Annotated in this window: 22 protein-coding genes; 7 read left to right on the top strand and 15 right to left on the bottom strand. The window is 62.3% G+C overall.

The annotated features are described in order from the left end of the window. On the top strand, positions 1-375 hold a 375-nt coding region (locus AB4Z53_RS34755), incomplete at its 5' end, for an amino acid ABC transporter ATP-binding protein (protein WP_441599958.1). A 194-nt stretch (positions 376-569) separates the two neighbouring features. Here AB4Z53_RS34755 and AB4Z53_RS34750 read toward each other — a convergent pair. Continuing rightward, complete coding sequence (locus AB4Z53_RS34750) at positions 570-1,007, bottom strand: Lrp/AsnC family transcriptional regulator (RefSeq protein WP_113538609.1); 438 nt, start codon at positions 1,005-1,007, stop codon at positions 570-572. Positions 1,008-1,125: 118 nt separating this feature from the next. On the opposite strand from AB4Z53_RS34750, the gene rocF reads away from it, so the two are divergent. Together rocF and ocd are read left to right on the top strand one after the other, a co-directional pair. Continuing rightward, positions 1,126-2,046 carry an arginase gene (gene rocF, locus AB4Z53_RS34745; RefSeq protein ID WP_441599956.1) on the top strand — a complete coding sequence of 307 codons (921 nt, stop codon included), beginning with the start codon at positions 1,126-1,128 and terminating at the stop codon, positions 2,044-2,046. 28 nt (positions 2,047-2,074) lie between these two features. Further along, positions 2,075-3,136 (top strand): ornithine cyclodeaminase, encoded by a 1,062-nt coding sequence (gene ocd / locus AB4Z53_RS34740; RefSeq protein ID WP_113538607.1) that lies wholly within the window; start codon positions 2,075-2,077, stop codon positions 3,134-3,136. A gap of 270 nt (positions 3,137-3,406) precedes the next feature. Here the strand turns inward: ocd and AB4Z53_RS34735 are convergent, their stop codons facing one another. Next, positions 3,407-4,390: a LysR substrate-binding domain-containing protein gene (locus AB4Z53_RS34735; RefSeq protein WP_441599954.1), complete on the bottom strand. Its 984-nt coding sequence runs from the start codon at positions 4,388-4,390 to the stop codon at positions 3,407-3,409. A gap of 36 nt (positions 4,391-4,426) precedes the next feature. On the opposite strand from AB4Z53_RS34735, the gene AB4Z53_RS34730 reads away from it, so the two are divergent. The 4 genes from AB4Z53_RS34730 (at position 4,427) to AB4Z53_RS34715 (ending at position 8,145) form a co-directional block, all read left to right on the top strand. Beyond that, positions 4,427-5,821: a M20 family metallopeptidase gene (locus AB4Z53_RS34730; RefSeq protein WP_441599952.1), complete on the top strand. Its 1,395-nt coding sequence runs from the start codon at positions 4,427-4,429 to the stop codon at positions 5,819-5,821. A gap of 66 nt (positions 5,822-5,887) precedes the next feature. Further along, the gene (locus tag AB4Z53_RS34725; protein WP_441599950.1) at positions 5,888-6,685 is read left to right on the top strand and encodes a transporter substrate-binding domain-containing protein; all 798 of its coding nucleotides are present in this window, start codon (positions 5,888-5,890) and stop codon (positions 6,683-6,685) included. Between the two features lie 6 nt (positions 6,686-6,691). Next, positions 6,692-7,402, top strand: a complete 711-nt coding sequence (locus AB4Z53_RS34720) for an ABC transporter permease (RefSeq protein WP_441599948.1) — start codon at positions 6,692-6,694, stop codon at positions 7,400-7,402. 2 nt (positions 7,403-7,404) lie between these two features. Further along, complete coding sequence (locus tag AB4Z53_RS34715; RefSeq protein WP_441599946.1) at positions 7,405-8,145, top strand: ABC transporter permease; 741 nt, start codon at positions 7,405-7,407, stop codon at positions 8,143-8,145. A 193-nt stretch (positions 8,146-8,338) separates the two neighbouring features. On the opposite strand, the gene AB4Z53_RS34710 is transcribed toward AB4Z53_RS34715, so the two are convergent. From AB4Z53_RS34710 to AB4Z53_RS34650, 13 genes are all read right to left on the bottom strand, one after another. Then, a complete protein-coding gene (locus tag AB4Z53_RS34710) occupies positions 8,339-9,583 on the bottom strand; it encodes a Zn-dependent hydrolase (protein ID WP_441599945.1) in 1,245 nt (414 codons plus the stop codon). Next, positions 9,580-10,413, bottom strand: a complete 834-nt coding sequence (locus tag AB4Z53_RS34705) for a BtpA/SgcQ family protein (protein ID WP_113538641.1) — start codon at positions 10,411-10,413, stop codon at positions 9,580-9,582. Before AB4Z53_RS34705 ends, AB4Z53_RS34710 begins: the two co-directional genes overlap by 4 nt. Before the next feature lie 5 nt (positions 10,414-10,418). Then, entirely contained in the window at positions 10,419-11,330 is a 912-nt protein-coding gene (locus tag AB4Z53_RS34700) for a PfkB family carbohydrate kinase (RefSeq protein WP_441599943.1), read from the bottom strand. Between the two features lie 19 nt (positions 11,331-11,349). Continuing rightward, entirely contained in the window at positions 11,350-12,117 is a 768-nt protein-coding gene (locus AB4Z53_RS34695) for a glutamine amidotransferase (protein ID WP_441599941.1), read from the bottom strand. Between the two features lie 33 nt (positions 12,118-12,150). Continuing rightward, positions 12,151-13,242 carry a phosphotriesterase family protein gene (locus AB4Z53_RS34690; protein WP_441599939.1) on the bottom strand — a complete coding sequence of 364 codons (1,092 nt, stop codon included), beginning with the start codon at positions 13,240-13,242 and terminating at the stop codon, positions 12,151-12,153. 1 nt (position 13,243) lies between these two features. Next, positions 13,244-14,164: an ABC transporter permease gene (locus AB4Z53_RS34685; protein ID WP_441599960.1), complete on the bottom strand. Its 921-nt coding sequence runs from the start codon at positions 14,162-14,164 to the stop codon at positions 13,244-13,246. Between the two features lie 89 nt (positions 14,165-14,253). Further along, positions 14,254-15,045, bottom strand: coding sequence for an ATP-binding cassette domain-containing protein (locus AB4Z53_RS34680; protein WP_113538640.1), 792 nt, complete (start codon positions 15,043-15,045; stop codon positions 14,254-14,256). Between the two features lie 69 nt (positions 15,046-15,114). After that, positions 15,115-16,056, bottom strand: coding sequence for an ABC transporter substrate-binding protein (locus AB4Z53_RS34675; protein WP_441599937.1), 942 nt, complete (start codon positions 16,054-16,056; stop codon positions 15,115-15,117). Between the two features lie 138 nt (positions 16,057-16,194). Beyond that, the gene (locus tag AB4Z53_RS34670; RefSeq protein ID WP_113538639.1) at positions 16,195-16,809 is read right to left on the bottom strand and encodes a cupin domain-containing protein; all 615 of its coding nucleotides are present in this window, start codon (positions 16,807-16,809) and stop codon (positions 16,195-16,197) included. A gap of 448 nt (positions 16,810-17,257) precedes the next feature. After that, on the bottom strand, positions 17,258-17,395 hold the full coding sequence (locus AB4Z53_RS34665; RefSeq protein WP_201723474.1) for a hypothetical protein: 138 nt from the start codon (positions 17,393-17,395) through the stop codon (positions 17,258-17,260). Between the two features lie 295 nt (positions 17,396-17,690). Then, positions 17,691-18,185 carry an SRPBCC family protein gene (locus tag AB4Z53_RS34660; protein WP_441599934.1) on the bottom strand — a complete coding sequence of 165 codons (495 nt, stop codon included), beginning with the start codon at positions 18,183-18,185 and terminating at the stop codon, positions 17,691-17,693. After that, complete coding sequence (locus tag AB4Z53_RS34655; protein WP_113538595.1) at positions 18,169-18,525, bottom strand: ArsR/SmtB family transcription factor; 357 nt, start codon at positions 18,523-18,525, stop codon at positions 18,169-18,171. The genes AB4Z53_RS34660 and AB4Z53_RS34655 overlap by 17 nt, the downstream gene beginning before the upstream one ends. 395 nt (positions 18,526-18,920) lie before the next feature. Beyond that, positions 18,921-19,194 (bottom strand): 4Fe-4S dicluster domain-containing protein (locus tag AB4Z53_RS34650; protein ID WP_441599932.1); only part of this gene is annotated, 274 nt, incomplete at its 5' end.

The following is a 19,194-nucleotide window of genomic DNA, read 5'->3' as shown; positions in this document are numbered from 1 at the left end:
ATGCACTTCCTGAAGCGCGTCAAGATTCCGGAGCAGGCGAACAAGTATCCGGGCCAGCTCTCGGGCGGTCAGCAGCAGCGCGTGGCGATCGCCCGCTCGCTGTGCATGAAGCCGAAGATCCTGCTGTTCGATGAGCCGACCTCGGCACTGGACCCGGAAATGGTCAAGGAAGTGCTCGACACCATGGTGAGCCTTGCCGAGGAAGGCATGACCATGCTGTGCGTGACCCACGAAATGGGCTTTGCCCGCCAGGTTGCCAACCGTGTGATCTTCATGGACCAGGGCCAGATCGTCGAGCAGAACTCGCCGGCCGAGTTCTTCGACAATCCGCAGCACGAGCGCACCAAGCTCTTCCTTAGCCAGATCCTGCACTGACAGAAGGCGTTGCGCCATTCGCGCGCCCGCGCCCGGTCCATATCGAAGCCCGCTCGACGTCACCGTTACCCCGGCCGATCATTTGTCGGCCGAGGTCCGGCTGCGACCCGGCCGCCGCCATCGCGGGAAACCGCGACGCACCAGCCTCACCGACACCCTGTCGAATCGAGTCTCCTAGGTCGACGCTCGTTAAGTCAGAGCTTCGCCTTCGTCGACCGCGGCGTGGACAAAAGAAGGCTCGTCTCGCTGCCCATAATGCCGGGCACGAGACGGATCTTGCGCAGCACGGCATCGAAGTTGGCCAGGCTCGATGCGCTGAGTTCCACTAGCAAATCCCACCGGCCATTCGTCGTGTGAATCTGCGAGATTTCAGGAAAGCCGCCGAGCGTGCGGATCACCCGATCGGTCACATGGCCCTCGATCTCAACCATCATCACCCCACGAACGACATCTTCAAGCGCATCAGCGCGCAGCATCACCGTGTAGCCGAGGATGGTCCCGTCCTGCTCCATCCGCTCGATGCGCGCCCGCACGGTCGCCCGCGAGGCGCCCGTTTCCAGCGCGAGGTCCGAGACACTTCGACGCCCATTGCCGCGCAACAGCATCACGATCTTCTGGTCGAGAGCATCCATGCCGATTTGGATTCCGTTCTTATCAATTTGGTCAAACTAGCATCTCGATATGCCAAAATTCAATGTTCAATCCGCCATCGATGACTTTTATAATCATGAAAACAAACGGGAGTACACTATGGACTGCACGCTCATCGGCGCGCCCCTGCAAATCGGGGCAGGGCAGCTTGGCTGCGAGATGGGGCCGAGCGCCCTGCGCATCGCTGGCCTTCGCACGGCACTGGAAGAACTGGGCCATTCGGTCAAGGACAATGGCAATCTCAGCCCGCGTGCGTTCGACGAGATGCCCCATCCGAACAAGGCCGTCCATCACCTCGGCGAAACGGTCGCCTGGGTCGAAGCTCTGTCTGCTGCTGCCTACGAACACAGCAAGGCAGGTATGCCCATCTTCCTCGGCGGCGACCACGCCATCTCCGCGGGCACCGTTCCGGGTCTCGCACGACGAGCCGCCGAACTCGGGCGGCCGCTGTTCGTGCTCTGGCTGGACGCCCATACCGACTTCCATACTCTCGAAACGACGGTCAGCGGCAACCTGCACGGCACGCCGGTCGCTTATTATACCGGCCAGGCCGGTTTCGATGGCTATTTCCCTGCGCTCACCCATCCCGTTGCGGCAGAAAACGTCTGCATGATCGGTATCCGCAGCGTTGACACCGCAGAAAAGGCCGCCATCCGCACCACCGGCATCACGGTGCACGACATGCGCGTGATCGATGAGCATGGCGTGGCCGTCCTCGTCCGCAATTTCATCGAGCAGGTCCGCGCCGCAAACGGCCTCCTGCATGTCAGCTTCGATGTCGACTTCCTCGAGCCGGACATCGCGCCGGCCGTTGGCACCACGGTGCCGGGCGGAGCAACCTTCCGCGAGGCGCACCTGATCATGGAGATGCTGCATGACACCGGCCTGGTGACCAGCCTCGACATCGTCGAGCTCAATCCGTTCCTCGACGAGCGCGGCAAGACCGCACGGCTGCTCGTCGATCTCGTCGCCAGCCTGATGGGCAAGCGGGTGATGGATCGCCCAACTGTAACTGGCTGATTTCGATTGTTCTTTGGTTGGAGGGAAAATGAATACTGATCCGAAACTGAACGTGGTTCCGTTCGTAAGCGTCGACCACATGATGAAACTGGTTCTGAAGGTCGGCATCGACCGGTTCCTGACGGACCTGGCGGCCACCATCGAGGAGGACTTCCGTCGCTGGCCGGTCTTCGACAAGACCCCGCGCGTCGCCTCCCATTCGCAGGAAGGTGTCATCGAGCTGATGCCGACGAGCGACGGAACGCTCTACGGCTTCAAATATGTCAACGGTCATCCGAAGAACACGCGCGACGGCCGCCAGACCGTGACGGCCTTCGGTGTGCTCTCGGATGTCGGCAACGGCTATCCGATGCTGCTCACCGAAATGACGATCCTTACCGCGCTGCGCACCGCCGCAACCTCCGCGGTCGCGGCAAAATACCTGGCGCGGCCGAACGCCCGCACCATGGCCATCATCGGCAATGGCGCACAGAGCGAATTCCAGGCCCGCGCCTTCAAGTCGCTGCTCGGCATCGACAAGCTTCGCCTCTACGACATCGACGCCTCCGCCACCCGGAAATGCGCGCGCAACCTCGCGGGCCTCGGCTTCACCATTGAGGAATGCACGTCGGTCGAAGAGGCGGTCGAGGGCGCGGACATCATCACCACGGTCACCGCCGACAAGCAGTACGCGACGATCCTCTCGGACAACCATGTCGGCCCCGGTGTCCACATCAACGCGGTGGGCGGCGACTGCCCCGGCAAGACCGAACTCAGCAAGGACATTCTGCTGCGCTCGGACATCTTCGTCGAATATCCGCCGCAGACGCGCATCGAAGGCGAAATCCAGCAGCTGCCGGCCGAGCACCCCGTCATCGAACTCTGGCAGGTCATGACCGGCGAGACGGACGGCCGCAAGAGCCCGGATCAGATCACGCTCTTCGACAGCGTCGGTTTCGCCATCGAGGACTTCTCCGCCCTTCGCTACGTCCGGGCGCAGATTGCCGAACATGGCATGTTCACAGAACTCGATCTCCTCGCCGACCCCGACGAGCCGCGCGACCTCTACGGCATGCTGCTTCGCTGCGAGAAAAAGCTTAGCGCCGCCTGACATTGCCGATGAAAATGCCGCCGCCCATTTGCCCAGGAGGTGAACGGGCGGCTGTGCGCCGGCCCTCGACCGCACGGAGAAGGCGGGCCGCAACAAACGCCGCGGCCGATCGAGGGTGTCGAAGGCGGCATACCTCCCCGATGGGGCAGAGCGGAGCAGGTCGATCCTCAGAAACGTGAGATTCAAGTCAGGGTTCAAGCACCGCCCCCTTCAGACCGCAGAGCGAAGCCGACGAGAACAGCACTCCGACTGAACGTACACGCGGGACTGTTACCCCAGTTTCGCGGTCGCAACACCTTGATCCAAGAGCCAGCTTCTCAAGATCGCAACCTCCGGCCGCGCAAGACTGGCGTCAGGTGTCATGATGACATAGGGCTGCCTAATCGGCAGCGATATCCCGAAGGCATCGACCAGCCGCCCGGTACAAAGCTCGGTCTCGACGAGGAAATCTGGAACTAGAGCGAAGCCGGCGCCCGACAGACAGGCTTCGATCGCAAGGTGCACCAGATTAAACGACAGGGTTGACCGCAGTTCGAGATGCCCAAACCCGGTTGCAGCAAACCATGCTTCCCACCCTTCGTCGTGCCACCCCGGCTCGGCATAATCCACCTTGATCAGGGGCCGGGACAGCAGGTCAGCGGGCGTCGACGCGGGCGGCAGCGTGCCCGCCAAGTCGGGCGAACCGACGACAATCAGGCTGCCACTGATCAGCGTGTCCTGTCGGACACCCGGAATCGTTCCACGGCCATGATAGATCGCAAGATCCGGATCCGGCTCCCTGGCGCTCCACCGGTGCGGCAGAGCCATGACAGAAACGGAGATGTCCGGATGAGCCTTGCGAAACGTGCCAATGCGAGGCGCGAGCCACTTCGTTGCGAGTGAGAACTGGCAACGGACGGTGACGGTGCTGAGCCCGCCAGGCAGACGCGCCGCAGCGCCGACGGCGGTGAGTTGATCGAAGATCGCACCGAGGCGCGTTGCAAAAACCCTGCCGGTCTCTGTCAATCCCACGCCATTGGCACGCCGTTCAAACAGCGGTCCACCGACCCACTCTTCGAGCTGCTTCATGTGATGACTAACTGCGCCGGGGGTCACGTTCAGCTCACCAGCCGCCCTGGCGAAGCTCAGATGGCGCGCTGCGGTTTCGAAAGCGCGCAGTGCGGGCAGAGGCGGCAAATGACGGGCCATGTCGAGACTCAATCTGGCTAATGGTAACGGAGAGAACTTTTGGTTTGCTTGCATATTCTTCCGCATGACATCGTGCTGTCAACGCAATGAATGAGCAGGATTATGTCTAGGGATCAATCTATAGCCACCGCAGTCGCCTATCTGGCCAACGGCCGCTTCCTGGCTGATCTGACTCGGCGCGTCGCAATCGCGACCGAGAGCCAGAACCCCGCACGGCGGCCGGAATGCCTGCGCTATGTAAACGAGTTCAGACAGGATCTCGCAAAGCTCGGCTTTACCGGCGACGTTCTGGACAATCCGGACCCTCGAGGCGGGCCGCTGCTGATCGCAAGGCGCAACGAGGCCGGACATCTGCCGACGCTGCTGGTCTACGGACATGCGGACGTGGTGGCTGGCATGGAAGGCACGTGGTCGGATGGCCGTGATCCCTGGCGCGTGAGTGTCGAGGGCGACCGCCTCTACGGCCGCGGTACCGCCGACAACAAGGGCCAGCACACAATCGTGATGCTGGCTCTGGAAGCCGTTCTGGCAACGCGCGGATCCCTCGGCTTTAACGTCGTGGTGCTTATCGAAACGTCCGAAGAGACTGGTTCGGCGGGACTCCACCAGATTTGCTCGGAACATCGTTCGAAGCTCAAGGCCGATTGGCTGATCGCATCGGACGGACCTCGCCTGGCCCGCGACCGCGCGACACTTGATGGCGGCACCCGTGGAACCGTTGATTTCGATCTGATCTGCGATCTCAGGGCCGGCGCACATCATTCCGGCAATTGGGGCGGTCTGATTGCCAACCCAGCCGTAATCCTCGCCAACGCCATCTCCAGCCTGGTGTCGGCGACAGGTCAAATCAATGTTCGAGGAATTCTGCCTGTTGGCGTTCCTCCAGGCGTGATGGCCGCACTCGGCCGAATTGAGCTTCAGGCCGAAGATGGCGGCCCGGAACTCGATGGCTGGTGGGGCGAGCCAGGGCTGACACCATCGCAGCGCGTCTTCGGCTGGACGGCCCTTGAGGTATTGGCAATGACGGCAGGCACACCGGCTCAACCGATCAATGCCATACCGCCCCGCGCATCTGCGCGGCTACAGATCCGCTACACGGTTGACACCGACCCCACCGGTTTCATGCAGACAATTCGCGCCTATCTTGATGAAAACGGCTTCGGCAATGTCGCCGTCGTTCCAAAGGCCACGGAACTGGAATGGGGCGCCACACGTCTCGATCCCGAGCATCCCCTGATGCGCTGGGCGGCCGCATCCGTTCAACGGACGACCGGGGTGGAACCGACAATTCTGCCGAATGCCGGAGGCTCTTTACCGAACGATTGCTTCGCAGATCTGCTCGGAATTCCAACGGTCTGGGTGCCGCACTCCTACTCCGGATGCTGCCAGCACGCGCCGGACGAACACCTACTGACGCCGCTCGTCGCCGAGGGGCTTGCCATCATGGCAGGCCTGTTCTGGGACCTCGGCACGGACGACCGGCCCGAACGCTTTTAGGCCTGCCAAAACAAATCAAAAGGGGGGACAATCATGAATGGAAAATGGACGGAACGGCTCGCAGCCTTGGCGCTTGCAGCATTGTTCGCAACGCCGGTCTTAGCTGAGGACTTGCCCGAAGTGCGCATCGGAACGGATGGCGGCTATCTGCCCTGGACCTCGATGACGCCAGCGGGAGAGCTGACCGGCTTCGATATCGAGCTGGCGAAGCTCGTCTGTGAGCGAATGCAGCGCAATTGCCGCTTCACCGCCCAGCCCTGGGAAGGGCAGATCCCCGCTCTCGAGCAGGGTAAATATGACATCCTGGTCGGCGGGATATCGATCACCCCGGAGAGGCAGAAACGCCTTGCCTTCACGCAGAGCTACGGCAACCTGCCGATCAATTTTGCCGCCGCCAAAAGCTCTGGCCTGAACGGGAAAAGCTCCTGGGCTGAACTCAAGAAGGCACTCATCGGCAAGACGATCGGCGTTCAATCCGGCACGCAAAGTCAAAAGTTCATGGACAATGAGCTCAAGGGCGAGGTTGACGTCCGCCTCTATGACAATCAGGACAGCCTCAATCTCGACCTATTGGCTGGAAGGATTGACGCGGCGCTTGCAGGGCGTTCACCATGGATAGCGCTCACGGGTTCGTCGCAAGGCGAAACGGTCGAGATCCTGTCCCCTAATCTTGATTTCGAGCAGTTCAATTATCTCGGCGTCGGTGTCGGCGGACTGATGCGCAAGGATACCGACGAGCTTCGAAAAGCTTGGGACGTGGCCCTTTGCCAACTGAAGAAAGACGGCGAAGTCACGCGGATCTCGCAGCAATGGTTTGGCTTCGACATCTCGACAAAAGCCGACCCGAAGATCTGCGGGGAATGATCTTTGATGGCTGCGGACGCGTCCATTCTTCAAATGCTCGCCTGGGGCGATCAGGGCTGGTCCAGGCCGCTCCTGTTCGGGCTCGGCGTCACCATAGCCTGCGCGAGCCTCGGCTACATTCTCGGTGTCGCCCTTGGGTTTGCGATTGCTCTGGCGAAGCTCGGAAACAATCGATGGATCGCGAGCGCAGCCAATCTCTATACGACGGTGGTGCGCGGGGTGCCTCCCTTGCTCGTCATTTTCCTTCTCTTTTTCGGAACCAATGGAGCACTGATGTGGGTCGCGCGCGGCTTCGGCTACACCGGCTACATCGAGATAGATGCGTTTACGGTTGGTGTGATGGCTGTCACCCTCGTCTCGGCATCCTATAGTTCCGAAGTGTTCCGCGGCGCGCACGGCACAATTCCTGCCGGGCAGTTCGAGGCTTTCGCCGCGCTCGGCCTTCGTCCGTTTCCGGGACTTTGTTTGGTCATCATGCCGCAAATGTTCCGGCAGGCTCTGCCGGGCCTCGGCAATGTCTGGATCATGGCCATCAAGGAGACGACACTGCTTTCCGTGATCTCCGTGGCCGAGCTCATGCGGGTCGTCGGCCTCGCGGGGCGCACGACCGGACAACCCTTCGTCTTTTACGGGGCCGCGGCTGTCATTTATTTCGTTCTCGTCGCCGTATCCTCGCGTGTGTTCATCGCCGTCGAGAACAGAATGCGCTGGGGCTGATCATGGATTTCGAAACCACACTTCACGTAGCGAGCGAACTGGCTGGCGCAATCTGGGTCACGCTGGCGCTGGCGGCAGCAACTCTTCCACTTGGTTTTATCCTCGCGGGTATTGCCACATGGGCGCGTGCCTCGCGTCATGGGTTTCTTCGGGTTATCGCAGCAGCCTATGTTCTAGCGTTCCGCTCCACGCCGCTGCTGGTTCAGATCTTCGTCCTCTATTATGGTCTCAGCCAGTTCGCGTGGCTGCGCCAAAGTCCAGCATGGATCCTGTTGCGGGAACCTTTCGCCTGTGCGGTGATCGCCATGAGCCTTTGTTCGGGCGCGTATACGGCCGAAGTGATGCGCGGTGGCCTGGCCGCCGTGCCCAAAGGCGCGATCGAGGCGGCACGCGCGCTCGGACTGTCGCCGCTCAAGGTCTTTTTCCTCGTCACCGCTCCGATCGCTGTGAGGCGCGCCTTGCCCGCCTACAGCAACGAGATCGTCGTGACGCTCAAGGCGACGTCGCTTGCCAGTACCATCACGGTGATGGAACTGACCGGTGTAGCAAAGGATCTGATGAGCGAGACCTTCGCCGTCATCCAGGTATTCTGCATGGTCGCCGCCATATATCTGGTCATCAACTCGGCACTGATCTTCGGATTGCGTTTGTTGGAAATCTACCTTGCCCCGCGACACGAGCGGCCGCTTGGGCATCAGCGCGGCGGAAAGCGAAAGGCCGAAGTAAGACCAGCGGACGCATGAGTTGAAGCCACGCGTATTCAGAACTCGACGCACTTGAGGGGTACCGAACCGGCGCTCGTTCGCTCTGAAAAGAGGAACGGCTAAGGTACGCGGCGCTGATGACGCCCAAGCTGCGCACAACGAGCGGGGCAACGACTGGGGTGATCATATGTTCCTGAAGAGAGCTGCGGTGACACTCTGGCACCCAACGGGGTCACTCTGCCGCCAGCGTTTGCGCAACCCCCAGCAGAGTGCGAGCGCCGATTAGGATGTGCTCGTCCGATACGAACTCAGCCTCATTGTGGCTGATACCGTTCCTGCATGGCACAAAGATCATCGCGGACGGCGCGACACGACTAACGAACAGGGCGTCGTGGAAAGCACCGGATACCATTGGGCGCCTGGCTATCCCAAGAGCACGACACGTATCTTCAATCGCCGCCGTCACGCGTGGGGCAAACCGGCCCGGCGGCATGTCCACGCGCAGCTGGATCGAGGTCTCGCAATTCCGCCGCGCGCCTGCGGCGCGGCATTCAAGCGTCACACGCTGCTCAATGGCGGCAAGCGCTTCTGCGTCCGGATGGCGGATATCGATGGTGAAGGTAACTCGCCCCGGTATGACATTGATCGAACCCGGCTCAGCCGTGATGCGCCCGACCGTCAGGCGCGCCTGGGGATCGCAGGGCATGACATCGTCCTGAATGCGCGCAATCGCAGCGGCGGCCGCCGCCATCGGATCCCGCCGGAATTCGAGCGGCGTAGTCCCTGCATGGGCCGCCTCACCCGAAAAGGTAATCTCCAGCCACTTCGTACCCTGCACGGCGGTGACGATACCGATCGGGATCTCCTCACGCTCGAGAATGGGGCCCTGCTCGATATGCAGTTCGACGAAGGCCGCGATCGCGTGTCCGGCTGGCCGCACCTCGGCTTCCGGCATCGCCCGAAGCGTTTCGGCGAGTTCATCGGCAAGAAGCCTCCCATCGGTCGCCTGCGCGTCGCTCCAGTCCGCAACGGCTCCCGCGCCGGCGAAAGCCATGGAGCCCATGCACCCCGGCGAAAACCGGCTTCCCTCTTCATTGGTGAAGGCGACGACCTCGATCGCCCGGTCCGTTTTCAGATCGGCATCGGCCAGCGCTTCAAGCACCTCGAATGCGCTGAGCGTACCAAGCGCGCCGTCGAAGCGACCTCCCGTCGGCTGACTGTCGAGATGGCTGCCAATGAGGAGCGGCGCCAGCGCCGCGTCGCGGCCCTCACGCCGGATGAAGAGATTGGCGGCCTCGTCCTGAAACACTGAAAATCCCCGCGCCCAGGCGCGTTCGGCAAGCAGCCGACGAGCGGCGCGGTCTTTCGCGCTCAGTGCCGGCCGGTTGACGCCGCCCGCCGGCGTCGCGCCGATCGCCGCAAACTCGGCAACGGACTGCAGCAACCGCCCGATGTTGACCGCAGGCGTGGCAGTCATCGGCCGAGACCTGCAATGAAACGCTTGACCCGGTCGGGATCGACGGCGTTCCACCACACACCGTCATATTTGAGGGCGCTGGCGATGATGACGCCATCGGCAACACCTAAGATGTCGTTGGCATTGTCATGGGTGACGCCGCTTCCGACCAGTGTCGGGAGCGAACCCGCCTCCTTGATCATGCTGATATAGTCGAGATCGGCGGCATGCCCCGTCCGCTGGCCGGTTGCGATGACCACGTCAGCATCGAAGAAGACGAGATCCTTGACCTGCTCCTCCACCGGCCGGTCGGCGACGATGGCATGGGCGCCATGCTTGACATGGGCATCGGCAAAAATGCGGATGCCGCGGGCGCGAAGCTGGGCGCGGTATCGCATGGCACGGGCTGCCTCGCCCTCGACGAAGCCTTCGTTGGCCACGTAGGCATTGGCCCATTGGTTGACGCGAATGAAGGAGGCGGAGGATGCCGAGGCGATGGCCAGCGCCGGGATCGCCGCATTGGCGAGAACGTTGATGCCGATCGGCCGACCAAGCTCGCGACGGATGCGATCGGCAATCACGGCCATGTGGGTCGACGTCTCGTGACCGATATCATCGGGCTTGGCGAAAGGCACGTCGCCGTGGTTCTCGACGATCAGGGCATCGCATCCGCCGGCAAGGTAGGCGCGCGCGTCCGAAAGCCCACGTTCGTAGATCGCCTCCACGCCTTCGTCATCGTAGCGCGGGGCGCCCGGCAGCGGCAGCAGATGCACCACGCCGATCACCGGCTTGTCGCGCCCGAAGAGCGCCTTCAGTATGTTCTTGTCCTGACGTCCGATGGGGTTGCTCATGGCGATCACACGTTTTCCAGTTTCAATGTCTTGGTGAGGGCGGCAATTTCCGCCCGGCTCGGAAAGGAGGCGAGCGTGCCGGGCCGCTCGACCGCGATACCGGCCGCTTCAGTTGCAATTCTGGCTGCATCGGGGAGCTGCGCTCCGCGCGCCAGAAGCCCGGCAAGCACACCGGTAAAACAATCTCCGGCACCGCTGGTGTCCAGCGCTTCGGCCCTGCCCGCCGGCAGGTGCATGGCCGGCGCGGACGGGGCTTCGAGCACCAGTGCGCCGGCATTGCCAAGCGTGACGATGGCGCTGCCCGCACCCATGGCCAGCAATCGCCGCACGGCGTTCTCCGGTTCCGTCTCGGTGGTCAGCGCCGCGGCCTCAGGCCGGTTGACGACGACGAGCGAAACTGCCGCCAGATCGAGAGGCTCTGTGGACAGCGGGCTCGGATTGAGGATCGTGAACAGCCCGTCCGCCCTGGCAGCGGCAAGGCAGGTCGCCGTCACTGCCGGCTGCAGGTTTCCCTGCATCAGCAGGATGTCGTCCACCACCCATGTCTGTCGAAGCGTCGTCATCGCAAGCGGATCGAAGGCTTGCGCGCAGGCGGCTGCGGTAACGATGGCGTTTTCGCCATGGCGGTCGATCATGATCACCGACCGGTCGCAGGGCATCGCAAGCCGATGAAGGTGTCGCGCGGGGATTTCCGCGGCGACAAGCGTCTCCATCCAGCCGCTCGCCGCGTCGTTGCCGACCGGTGCCCACAGCGTGACCGCCGCGCCGGTGCGGGCGGCGGCAACGGCCTGGTTGACGCCTTTACCCCCAGGCCCTTCGCCGGCAGCCGACGCGTTCAACGTTTCGCCCGGCGCCGGCAGGCGTTCCAGGCGAAAGCTCGTATCGACGCACAGGTTGCCGACGACATGAATGGCCATGGAGAGCTCCGAAAGACGCCTAGTTGTCCGTGGCCCAGGCGAGCATCTGGGCAAACAGCGTCTTGTAGCCGGGCCAGGCGATGAATTCCGGCGGCAGCCAGTGCGGACCGACATCGGACGTCCAGACCACCGTGCGGCCGCGGCCGTAGGTTCCGGTCACGAGCAGCGGCAACGAGCCATAGTCGGAAGAAACCGTCATCAGCTGGTTGGCGCCGTCCTTGAGCGTGACTTCGTTGAAGCCGAGGAGATAGGGGAACTCGCCGGAAACGCCCGAAAGGATCGGGTGTGACGCATCGCCCGAAACGACGGGCGTAAAGCCCTCCGGCACCTCGACACGGTCGTCCATCGGCAGGCACGCAACCGGCAGGACCTCTTCGACCGGCGTGTTGCGGAAGCGGGCGCCGCCGTTGATGCCCTGGAAGGAATAGTACCCGCCGAACATCAGCAGCGCGCCGCCATTGGCCACATAGTCGCGCAGCAGTTTCAACCGGTTCGGTGTGCGGCGCGAGTGGATCCAGGTGTCCGGATGGAGCAGCAGCGTGTTGGCGCCGATGTCCGAGAGCACGATCGCGTCATAGGTCTCAAGGCCCTCGATGGTGTTCGGGAAGTCGCGCTGCGCCTCGTGCGCCGGCATGAAGCTGACATCGAAGGGGCTATCCTTCAAAGCCTTCAGCAGTTCATCGGCACCGGTGTGATAGGTGACGGTCGGAAACTGGTCGAAACCCTTGATGTGGGTCGCGGTCGAAACCCAGGATTCGCCGGCGAGCAGAACTTTCTTCTTGGTCATTGGTATCTCCTTCAAACAATGGGGCCGGCGGGCTCAGGCCGCGGCGGAAAAGACGGATCTGGGATTGGCGACGAGCATCCGGTCGATCGCTGCCCGATCGACGCCATGGCGCTGCAGCCGCGGCAGGAAGTGCTTCAGGATGTAGCCGTAGCCGAAGCCGCCATAGCGGGTGAGCATGATCTTGAGGAAGACATCCTGCGACAAAAGCAGCCGGTCGGCATGGCCACTGTCGATCAACGCGGCAATGGCGCGGGCATTCTCCTCGTCCGAGGGCGACTGCGCGTCCTGGTCGGCGTAGTAGTAGTCCATGCCGATCATGTCGTATTCCAGGAAGGCGCCGCGCCGTGCGAGCGCCTTCTGGTAATCGAGATCGTTGTGGCTCGGGTTCATGTGGCAGAGCACGGTGTGTGCCGGATCGGCACCCTCCTCCTCCACCATGTCGAGCACGCGATGGGCGAGACGCTCCCAGCCCGGCAGGTGGATCGACAGCGGCAGGCCGGTGATGCGTGCCGCCCGCGCCGCGGCACGCAGCGACTTTTCCTCCTCGGCGGTGAAGTGGCGGCTGACGCCGATCTCGCCGATGATGCCGGCCATGATCTCCGGCTGGCTTTCGCCGCCGCCGACGTCGTCGACGATGAACTGCGTCACCTCTTCCACATCCATGGCCCTAAGCCATTCGGGATGGGTATGTTCGAGGTAGAAGCCGGTGCCCATGATGATGCGCAGCCCCGACATGCGGGCGATGCGAGCAAGCCCTTCCGCATCGCGACCGATGCCGAAGTTCGTGGTTTCCACCAGCGTGCAGCCGCCGAGCGCCTGGAAGCGCTTCAATTCGCTCAGCGCCAGGTCGCCGTCGTCGAGCGAGACGTTGTCCCGGTTCATATAGGGGTTCATGCGCAGCTCGCCGATGATCTCGATCGAGACCTTCTGTTCGGCGATTGCCTTTTCGTCCGGATGGCAGGGGCAGATCCAGCTGCGCGCGCCGTCGAGAAAGACATGCTCGTGCATGAGCGTCACACCGAGTTCGTCAACCGGGACGGGGCCGGTGACCGTCATCGCCGTTCCGGAGCGCACGCCGATCGGATGGCGGGTCTTCGGGGTATCGGCAAAAAGGTGGTCGAACATCTCAGCGCCCCCTCGCCCCGCCACGGAAGAGGCGGAAGTTGAGCCAGATCGCCACGAGGATGATGAGGCCGGTCACGATCGGCGTGAAGAACGGCGAGAGATGCGACAGGATCAGGCCGTTCGCCAGCACCGCGACGGTCAGTGCGCCGAGGACCGTGCCGACAAGCGAGCCACGGCCGCCGAAGAGGCTGGTGCCACCAAGCACCACGGCGGCGATGACGTCGAGTTCGAAGCCCTGCCCCGCATTCGACGAACCGGACCCGAGACGGGCAGAAAGGATGACGCCCGCGGCAGCGGCCGCCGTGCCGGAGAGAACATAGACCCAGAGGATGATCCGCCGGGTGTTGACGCCGGCCCGGCGGGTTGCCTCCGCATTGGCGCCGACACCGGTGACGTAGCGGCCAAAATGGGTTTCGTTGAAGGCGATGTAGGCGACGATCAGCGCGACGATCGCGATCAGCGCCGGCGCCGGAATGCCCAGTACCCAGGCCCTGCCAAGCGCCACGAAGGGGCTCGCCGGATCGATCGGGATCGAATAACCGCCGGTGATCAGCAGCGCGAAGCCGCGGATGACCGAGAGGCCGGCGAGCGTGACGATGAAGGCGGGGATGCGTTCATAGGCAATGAAATAGCCCTGGATGATGCCGACCACGGCGCCGAGCAGGAGCATCAGCAGGATGGCAAGCGGCCAGGGGATGCCGGCCTGTAGCGCGGCCGCCGAAAGTGTCGCCGAAAGCGCCAGCACCGAGCCGACCGAGAGGTCGATGCCCCCGGTGGTGATGACGAAGGTCATTGCCGCCGCAACGATCAGCAGCGGCGCGGACTGGCGGATGACGTTCAGAAGGTTCGGCGCCGTCAGGAAGGCGTCGGTCGCGATCGAAAAGAACAGGCAGCAGACAATGAAGAACAACGCGATCGACATGACGCCGCCATTCGCGATGATCCGATCCAGAAGCGTTGCTTCGCGCAGGCGCGGCGGATGGCCGGAATAGGTGTTGGATTCGGACGAGCTCATGCGCCTCGCTCCTGGCTGTGACCTGCGGACCGGGCGGCAAACTTGCGCCCGACGATGAGATTGACGACTTCCTCGATGTTGGTGTCCTCGATCCGCCGCTCGGCGACGTTGCGCCCCTCGTACATCACCTGGATGCGGTCGCAGACCAGGAAGAGATCCTGCAGGCGGTGGGTAATGAGGATAACCGAGACGCCACGCTTCGACACGGTACGGATCAGTTCCAGCACCGCTTCCACCTCGGCGACTGCCAGGGCCGCCGTAGGCTCGTCCATGATGAGCACCGAGGGGTTGAAGGACGCCGCGCGACCGATCGCGATCGACTGGCGCTGGCCGCCGGACAGGTTCTCCACCTTCATGCGGGTATCGGGAATGACGATGCCCAGATTGGAGAGCATGTCGCGCGCCCGCTCATGCATGAGCTTCTTGTCGAGCATCGGCACGCCCGCAACCCGCCTTTTCGGTTCGCGACCGAGGAAGAGATTGCCGGCAACGTCGATCGTGTCGCAAAGCGCGAGGTCCTGGTAGACCATTTCGATGCGTGCCGCGCGTGCATCGGCGGGAGAGGTGAAGGAGACGTGCTTGCCGTCGATCTCGATGGTGCCGGTATCCGGAATGACGGCGCCGGAGAGCACTTTGCTGACGGTTGACTTGCCCGCCCCGTTGTCGCCGACGAGGCCGAGGACTTCGCCCGGCATGAGGTTGAGCGCAACATTGTCGAGCGATTGCAGCGCGCCATAGCGCTTGGATATGCCGGTCATACGGACGCGGCTGACATGCGTGTCGGTCATGTTCATGGCCCTTGCAGAAAATCCGGCTCCCCGACCCTTCTTAAGGCCGGGAAGCGGTGACACTTCGGCTTACTTGAACATGTCGCGATAGGCGTCGACGTTCGCCTTGGTCACGATGGTGACCGGAACGTTGATGATCGGGTCGATCGTCTCGCCCTTCTTCACCTTGACGAGTGCTTCGACGGCGGCCTTGCCTTCACCGGCCGGATCCTGCTGGATAACGGCAGTGACGAAGCCCTGGTCGATGCCGTCGATCGCCGACTTGGTGAGATCCCAGCCGAATACCTTGATGGAGTCCTGCCGTCCCTGGCTGGCGACGGCGGAGACCGCGCCCAGCAGCGCCGGCTCACCGGTGGCATAAAGCGCCGTCATGTCCGGGTTTGCGGTCATCAGGTTTTCGGCGGCCGAGAGGGCCACGTCCTGCACGTTCTGCCCGTCGACGGTGTTCAGGAATTCGACCTTCTGGCCGCCTTCCGTGACGGCTGCCTTGAAGCCGTCGAGACGCTGGTTCTGAATGAACGAGTTGAGCGCGCCGACGACGCCAATCTTGGCCGCGCCGCCCATATCGCTCTTCACGTAATCGGAGAAGAATGTGCCGATCTCGCCGCCCGCCTTGGTGTTGTCGACACCGACGAACGCGATGTTGTCACCCTCCGGAATCTGTGCGTCGATGGCGATGACGGGAATGCCGGCGGTCTTGGCGGCGGTGATCGCCGGCTTCACGCCGTTGACGTCGATTGCGACCAGGATGATGCCATCGACCTTCTGGGTGATGTAGGTCTCGATCGCATCATTCTGCGCCGAAGGCACGTTGTTGGCGTTGAAGATGACGAGTTCAGCTCCGGCCGCCTTCGCGGCCGCACTGGCACCTTCGTTGATCTGGTTGAAGAAGAGTGCCTGCTGATTGATGGTAACGAGAGCGAAAGTATCGGCAAAGGCATTGGAAACGCTCATCGAGAGCGCCATAGCGGCGGCCGCTGCGCAGCCGAGCAGGTATTTGGTCCGACCCATTTTGGTTCCCCTTATTGTGTTGCCGTGGGCAGGCAACAGGAATTTACGCAAGCCAGTATTCAAGAGACTTGAACACTTGTCAAGTAACTTGAATGGACCGTTTCCGAGGCGCAATAAGGGAGGATATTGTCTGAAAAATCAGAAGGTTGGCGGCGTGTTCACCCAGAAGATGGAGGCGCGTTCCGTGCCAACGTTGCGATACCAGTGGGCAAGTTCCGAGTTGAAGACGAAACTGTCTCCCGCCGAGAGGCGAAAGGTCTTGTCGTCGATCATCAGCTCGATGTCGCCGACCAGCACGTAGCCGACTTCTTCGCCCACGTGCTGGATCGGGCCCGCGCTCTGGCCGCCCGCATCGATATGGTGGATGTTGCACTGGAGAAGATGGCCGGTCGAATAGGGAATGATGCGCTCGAGCGAGATGCCCTCGCCGCGCCGAAGCGGGTCAAGGGCGATATGCGGCCGCGTGCCAGCACGAAACACGACCCCTTCCTCGCCGTCTGTTTCCTCAAACATCCAGCCAATATTGGAATCGAGCGCCTGCACCAGCCTGTGCAGCATAGGAAGAGAGGGGGAGGCCTTGCCGTTCTCGATCTTGGAAAGCAGGCTCTCCGAACAATCCGCCGCCTGCGCCAAAGCTTTCAGGGTCAGGCCGCGCGTCTGCCGGGCAAGCTTCAACCGCCCGCCGAGCCGCACGGGATTCGACTGGATCTTTTCCTCCCGGCCGCCTTCGGGCGGCAAAGGCGACTTGGCCATATTCATGTGTGAGTATCGCATTGATCGAGTTGCAATCATAATTCCTTCAAATGACCGATGTCCAGATATGACCTCGGCCAAGAGGCTTGCCGAGCCAAGCACCTTCAAGGTGTTCCTTGGCAAGGCAATGCTACTTCTCAGCTAACGCCAACGGGGGCCCGAGCGGCACGGCTGCCGTCTATCCTGATCGACAGTCCTCCAAGCGCCGTGCTCGAGCGCGTTCGATATCGACACAGGAACAAAATGAGGCAGACGAAATCCGCAGGTACTTCGAGCCTCAGCAAGTAACTTTGCTGTCCATACAGTGTCGCCATGGCGACGTTCTGCGCCACTATGGTCGAGGATCAGGCGGCACCGGTCATGCAAGCCAATTCGGCCGGTCATCCCTCACCCGCTGTCGGAGTTTGACGGCGATCAGCAATGCACTGGTAGCGCCGCCAGCGCCGCTTCAGCGCGGGGCAACCGCGCCAGCATAGAAACCGCCGTCGCCACCGTAGTAGTCCTGTCTGACACTGCTCGCACCGCCGCCGGTCTGGGAGCATCCGGCGAGCACGGAGAGTACGAGCAGGAATGTGACAATACGCATTGGGTTTGATCCTTTCTTGGCTGCCGCACAGATAGTCGTTGGCGACTGCCCGGACAACCTGGCGACACAACTTTCAACCAAACCCTGTATCCGAACGAGCACGTTACTGTAACGAAGACACACAACCGGTAGACATTGGCCCCACCAACCACCGGGCCAATAGCGCCAACTCATCCATTTGGCTTCTCATGGGATGAGCCACTTCGCACCCTAGCGCCGGCCGAAACGCCGGTAGATTCACGTCCCAAGAGCATGCGTTCCCCCAAGGCGAGTTTCCTGAACCGAGCTACGCGCCTTAGCTGGAAAGCAATTCGTCGAGTTGTTCCAACTGCTCCGGCAATGCGGTCGCCGAGCCCTGAAGGGCTTCCTCAAGTGCCTCCTTGGACGGATAGATTTCGCGGAAAACCAGCAGCGTCTTCCCGCCCTGGTCCTCGAAGGTTACGGTCGTGACTGCGCCCTCTTCGCCTTCTTCGTTGGTCCAGACGATGCGCTCGTTCGGCACCACCTCTAGATACCTGCCGTAGAAGGCCATGGTGTCCGAACCGCCGGCGCCGAATTCCAGACGATATTTGCCGCCCGTGCGCACGTCCATATCGCACGATACGAGCGAAACGCCGGATGCCGATTTTGGCACCCACCAGCGCTGGAACAGCTCGGGCTGGCTCCACGCCCTGTAAACCGTGCTCGGCGGCGCGTCGAATGTCCGTGTTACGACCAGTTCACGATCCCCTTTGCGCTCGACTGACGTGCGGTTCTGCGCGCCACCTGCCCTGTCAGCTTGATGTGTCATCGCTTCCCTCCAGCTTCATTTCGCCGATGATTTCGTCCAATGCTTCGAAGCGAGCCTCGAAGAGCTTGCGATGCGCTTCGATCCACTCGGCCTCCGCCTGCAGGCCGCGTTTCCCAAGCTTGCAGGTTCTCACCCGTCCGATCTTCTGCGTGACGACGAGCCCCGCACGCTCGAGGACCTGAACGTGCTTCTTCATGCCGGTCAGCGTCATCTGGAACATATCCGCAAGACTGGTGATCGACGCGTCCCCTCGCCCAAGCTGATCGATGATCCCGCGGCGGGTCGCATCGGACAGCGCCGCGAAGGCAAGATCGAGGGTAGGACTTACATACTGAACCATATAGTTCAGTTTTAGCCTGCTCGGGCCGGAAACGCAAGCGTGGTCAGATTTCCCGCAAGCAAACGCGCTCGTCAGGGCGACAAACGCGCCTTCGCCTTCCAGAGATGATCCGCAGCATCATCAACGCCCTCAACGGCCGGAGGCTAGCTGGTGGCCGCTTTGAATCGAGCCACTTCCGATAGTGCCGGAGCAGGCCAGACGGTGTTGGATCGGTCATGCCGAAAGGGTGGTCTTCGAAGGCGTAGCCGTGGCGGGACCGGCGGGACCAGCCAAACCCGCGCCAGTCGGGAGCGAGCAATCTGAAGTTTTAGGCGTGCTGCGGCCCTCACATGTTTGAACAGACCGGGCCTTCGCCGACATTCCTTTCGGAGGTCCGTGCGGCCCGCCTCCCGAACTCACATGTTCGGATAGACCGGGCCTTCGCCGCCTTGGGGCGGCACCCAGTTGATGTTCTGGTTCGGGTCCTTGATGTCGCAGGTCTTGCAATGCACGCAGTTCTGCGCGTTGATGACGAAGACTTGCTTGCCGTCCTTCTCCACCCACTCGTAGACCCCGGCCGGACAGTAGCGCGTCGACGGGCCGGCATAGATGTCGTGCTCGGAGCGCTTCTGCAGCTCCATGTCCTTCACCTGCAGATGGACCGGCTGATCCTCCTCGTGGTTGGTGTTC

Origin of the sequence: Ensifer sp. 2TAB8, assembly GCF_052115125.1 — a bacterium.
Classification (GTDB): domain Bacteria; phylum Pseudomonadota; class Alphaproteobacteria; order Rhizobiales; family Rhizobiaceae; genus Ensifer.
This window is presented reverse-complemented; position numbering and strand designations above follow the sequence as displayed.